Source organism: Acidobacteriota bacterium (assembly GCA_022562055.1).
In the GTDB taxonomy this organism is placed as follows: Bacteria; Actinomycetota; Acidimicrobiia; order Spongiisociales; family UBA5794; genus BMS3BBIN02.
The window spans coordinates 1-5,010 of the sequence record JADFQA010000069.1; the positions used below are offsets into that span (position 1 = coordinate 1).

At 57.8% G+C, this 5,010-nt stretch carries 4 protein-coding genes; 3 read left to right on the forward strand and 1 reads right to left on the reverse strand.

What is annotated here, in order from left to right; genetic code table 11:
- Both IIC71_14960 and IIC71_14965 read left to right on the forward strand, forming a co-directional pair.
- Positions 1 to 870, forward strand: an 870-nt coding sequence (locus IIC71_14960) for an S-layer homology domain-containing protein (protein MCH7670480.1), incomplete at its 5' end; no start/stop codon positions are given.
- 246 nt (positions 871 to 1,116) lie between these two features.
- On the forward strand, positions 1,117 to 2,445 hold the full coding sequence (locus tag IIC71_14965; GenBank protein MCH7670481.1) for a right-handed parallel beta-helix repeat-containing protein: 1,329 nt from the start codon (positions 1,117 to 1,119) through the stop codon (positions 2,443 to 2,445).
- 32 nt (positions 2,446 to 2,477) lie between these two features.
- Here IIC71_14965 and IIC71_14970 read toward each other — a convergent pair whose 3' ends face one another.
- Positions 2,478 to 3,599: a nucleotidyltransferase family protein gene (locus tag IIC71_14970; protein ID MCH7670482.1), complete on the reverse strand. Its 1,122-nt coding sequence runs from the start codon at positions 3,597 to 3,599 to the stop codon at positions 2,478 to 2,480.
- Positions 3,600 to 3,779: 180 nt separating this feature from the next.
- On the opposite strand from IIC71_14970, the gene IIC71_14975 reads away from it, so the two are divergent.
- On the forward strand, positions 3,780 to 5,010 hold a 1,231-nt coding region (locus IIC71_14975), incomplete at its 3' end, for a hypothetical protein (protein ID MCH7670483.1).

Genomic DNA, 5,010 nt, shown 5'->3' on the forward strand with positions numbered 1-5,010 from the left:
GGAACCCACGAGGTCCGCAACCTCAAGGTCTACGACAACATCATCGTGTCATCCTGGGGCGAAACCGGCATTGGAAGATCAGGATCCTCCAACAACAACATCTTCACCAGCTGGGGCAATAAATTTTACGACAATACCTACTACTTCGACAACCTGAACGCCAAGTACTACCGATGGAAGTATTCGGCCATGTCGAGATCGCAATGGCAATCGAACAACAACGACCAAGCGGGAATCTGGCTCCGCCGTAGTTTGTTTGTCATGCCGATACTGCCATCAGAGGGCCAGGGTTGGACCGGTCCTGGCGGCGGTGGCGGAGGAGATGGCGGCGGCTCCGCAACCTTCACGGATACGACGGACAGCGTATTCGAATCGGACATCGAGTGGCTGGCGGATCAGGGGATTACGAACGGGTGCAATCCGCCAACAAATACGCGATTCTGTCCGGATGATCGGGTAACCCGTGGTCAGATGGCCGCGTTTCTCGACAGGGCTCTCAACCTTCCAGCGACATCACAGAATTACTTCACAGACGACGACGGGTCTTCCTTCGAGGGCGCCATCAACCGGCTTGCTGCTGCTGGCATAACATCCGGTTGCACCGCCGATCGGACGAAGTACTGCTCATCAGACTTCATAACGCGAGGTCAGATGGCGGCGTTTCTCAGCCGGGCCCTGGGGTACAGTGATGATGGCGGCGGCGATTTGTTTGTCGATGATGACACCTCTGAATTCGAGTTGGAGATCGATAAGCTGGCTACCGCGGGTGTCACCAAGGGCTGCAATCCGCCGACAAACGACCGGTTCTGCCCGAACAGCGACGTGACCAGGGGCCAGATGGCAGCCTTCCTTCGACGGGCCCTTGGGTAGAGGTCTGGTTGGGGGCTAGCTGCCGTGAGCGAGTAGCGTTGCGCTATGTGGACCATAAGCAGGCCGACGGTGGTCGTTCTGGCGATCGCCGTAATTGCAGCGGCGTGCACCGGAACCCCGTCTTCTCCGACAGTTACGCTCGATTCAACGACGACCATACGCCCGTCAACCGTATCGACCCCGTCCGCGACCACGCGGGTTCCGGTTAGCGCGCCTCCCAACGATGCGATCCAACTCTCCCCAGGCATGGATGTCGTAGCGGTTGTCGCCGAGTCCCCTGGGGGGGCGAGTTTCGTATTCGCGCCGGGCATCTACAGAAACCTTTCGATTCGTCCCAAAGACTCAACGTCGTTCTTCGCCCAACCGGGTGCGATCCTCAACGGGTCGACGCCTATAAGTGCCTTCAGCCGGAGTGGAAATCTTTGGGTGGCGACCGGTATAACGGCCCAGGGGCGCGTCCATGGCAATTGCAAAGACGACTTCCCAATGTGCTCACGACCAGAAGACGTCTACATCGATTCGGTCCTCTCGCGACAGGTAGAAGACGTCGCCGACGTCGAACCCGGCACCTTTCATCTCGATTACGAAACGGGGACGCTCACCATTGGAGACGACCCTAACGGTCGCATGGTCGAACTCACAACGACGGAGTTCGCATTTTTTGGAACAGCGTCGGACGTGACTATTGACGGTTTCGTGATCGAAAAATACGCCAATCCGGCGCAATCCGGTGCGATCCAAGCAAAGAGCAACACTGACCTCGGAATGCGGTGGCGTATTGCGAACAACGAGGTCCGCTACAACCACGGAGTCGGCATCAAGATCGGCGCTGCCAACGTCGTCGAGCAGAATCGTGTACACAGCAACGGCCAGCTTGGCATCGGGACCGGGCCTGGCGGATTCGACAATATCATTCGCGACAACGAGGTCTACGGAAATACGACGCTCGGATTCGTCCAAGGATTTGAAACCGGGGGGATGAAACTCACCACGCAGACCCGCCTGACGGTCGAAAGAAACGTCGTGCGCGACAATTTCGGACCCGGGATTTGGACCGACATTGACAACATCGACGTGACGATTGCGAGCAACTTCGTGGAGAATAACTTCGGACCCGGGATATTTCATGAGATCAGCTATCGGGCTGTCATCAAGGACAACACGGTGTCGGGCAACGGGTTCGGTTGGACGCAATGGCTGTATGGAGCCGGGATTCTGATAGCTCATTCGCGCGATGTCGAAGTCACCGGCAACGTAGTAAGGGACAATCGCCTCGGCATCGTCGGAATTCAACAGGACCGCGGAAGCGGTGCGTATGGTGACCGCGAACTACGAGATCTCTTCGTTCACGACAACATCATCGTGGCGACTGAAGGTTCGACCGGCATCGGGCAAGACATCGGCGTCGAGGCGGTGTTTTCGAAATGGGGCAACCGCTTCGAGTCGAACACATACTATGTGGATGTCGAACGATATTTCCGCTGGCGCGGGGAAGTTTTTGACTTTGCAACGTGGAACGACTTTGGCAACGACAGTGAAGGTCGCGTGCTCCCCGCTAACGGCTTCGACGGTTGAACCACTGGTGCGGTGCAAACGGACCGCCTTGTTTAAACGTCCTCGGAGCGACGATCCCGTCGGAGATACCTGCGACGGCTAAGTAGTTTCCAAAAATATGGCCCGCGTAGCTTCGGATGATGTGGGTGCAGCTGCTCACCCCAATAGACAAGCATTACCGTTGATGGGAAGACGACGTGACGCCACCATCTCAGCGCTTCAAGAACTCGGCCAGTCGCCAGAAACGGAATGAATTGTTGGCGACGATGGTGATCAACCCTGCCTTGGGAACCACCCAACCGGATGTGGGACGGCCACACACGCCGGGCAACGACATGCCGCCAGCCGCGAACTGCTTTCGTCGGGTGGATCACCTGTGCAAGGTCGTCCTCGACCACATCCATCACGAACGTGAAAAGCGAGCTGTAGCCTTGGGCGCTGATCATCTTTTGGAGCAGTTCACGATCCAATTTCGGATCGGTGCAAAGTCGCAAAAGATCGCAATGGCCGATGAGGAAAGAGAACCGGTCCTTCAGCTCGTGCAGCATCATTTGGAGCGCTGCCGCCTCGAGACCGAACACCTCGACATCAATACCAGCAATGTCAACGACCTCGGTGGAGTCCCACACGAGGTCCGGTTCACGTAGTTCCAGCCCGACCTTGAACGGGTCGACATGCAGATCGATCCACACACCATCAAGCTGGATGTCGATCGAATCAAGAACACCTGCGTCGGAGAGACGCTGGGCGTTGTTCGCCAGAGAGTGGGCGGGGTCGAGGCGCTCAACGAGTTCTCCGAATCGTGCTCTCGACTCCGGGGCCACCGCGATGTCGAGATCGGTGTACGGCCGCAACCCAGAAACTCTGTAGAGCTGGTATTCGAGTGCCGCGCCTTTAAAGAGAACAAGCCGAACGTCGATCGACCGCGCAATCTCAAGCACCTTTGGCAGAACCGCAACGATTTTCGCTTCCCTGGAGCGGGATCGGACCTGGCCGATCGCGATGCGCTTTTTCTGTACTTCGTCGAGCGCTACATCGCCGCTACGCGTGGCCTGCCACAATAGACCGAGCATGCGCTGATCGGCGGCGGCAGCCACCAAAGCGGCAGGATCACGAGCCGCACGCGGTTTGCGTCCCACTGCCAAGTCGATCAGCAACGGCTCTACCTCTGTCAAGACCACCTCACCCGCTCTTGTTCCAGTGTCGGGATCATCGGCCGGCGAGCCGAGCAGATGAACTCCGACTGATTCGTCAAGACTCGGTCCAGGATACCCGATAGTGTAAAAGTCGGTGGCTGGCTTTCCGAACAATTGGACCGTAGCTACCCTTCGTCAGCGATCCAACGATGTGGAGTCATGGAAACTTTCGATACGAATCGTCCTCTCGAACCGACCGTGACCGCTGCTGTTCTCAGATACCGGTGGCTGGTCCTATTCGCAACCGTGCTGGGAGTGGCAGCGGCGATTTTCTACGCTACGTCGACGTATGTCGAGCGCTATGAAGCACAGGCAACGATGTCTGTGCAAGACCCCACAGCTTCGATTCTCTTCGACTCCGGAGGAGCGATTCGTCGCACGGACTACGTCAGTGACCAGATCGAGATCCTTCGCTCGTCGGAGATCGCTAACCGCGCCGCATCTCTCGCTTCGGGAGTCGACGGCATCGATTTAACTCCATCTGACATCGCGCGGGGCCTCAGCGTTTCTAACTCGCAGGGGTCGAGCCTTGTCTTCATCGTACTGCACGCTGATACTGCGCTCGAGGCCGCAGCGAGCGCGAACGCCATCGTTGTTGCGTACCGAGACCTTCTCAAAGAGGAGTTTCAGACGACGTTTGCAGACTCGGTTGAAGTCCTTGACGACCGCGTGGCGGAACTCAACCAGCAGATCGATGACAACCAGCGAAGCATCGCTGCAATCACCAATATTCCAAACGCCCAGACAACCGAACTAGAGGTCTTCTTGGCAAACTCGGTGCCCCGGCTACTCACGTTGTATGACGCACTTCTGGTGGAGTCAGATCCAGAGCTGAGGTCCGAACTACGCCAGCAGGTGGCGGACATCAATGGCCAGATTTCAACGATCACGTCCATCCAACGTCTCACGCAAGCGGACTCCGTACTGGTAGATCTGCTGCAACGGCAAACACGACTGATCGACCGAGCACAAGCTCTTGAGGAGCGCCGGGAAACCCGTGAGATCGATCGTCTGCTGCTCGGCGACGGGGTGACAATTTCGACCAAAGCCGAGGGTGCCCGTCAACTGCCTTCTAACCAAAGCAAACTCGCCGTGATGGGCGGATTGGTGGGCTTTGTCGCGGCCGCATCTCTGGCCTACAGCCTCACGCTGCGCAATCGCGTGTTCTCCTCCAAGAACGAACCCGAGCCGGTTCTCGCCGCCCCGCTCATCGCCGAAATCCCAAACTTCCGGCACGAAGGTATCAAGTCGGCGCTCCCCGTCCGTGTCGCACCGCGTTCAGCAAGCGCCGAGTCGTTCCGCTTCGCCGCGGCTGCGCTGGACGCACGAATGAACGCCGATCCACTGGACCACGGCCTGGTTCTAGGGGTGACTTCGTCATCGATCAGCG

What these genes read in the sequence shown, in the direction of transcription:
- IIC71_14965 (MCH7670481.1), top strand. Translation starts at nt 1,117, where the DNA reads ATGGATGTCGTAGCGGTTGTCGCCGAGTCCCCTGGGGGGGCGAGTTTC.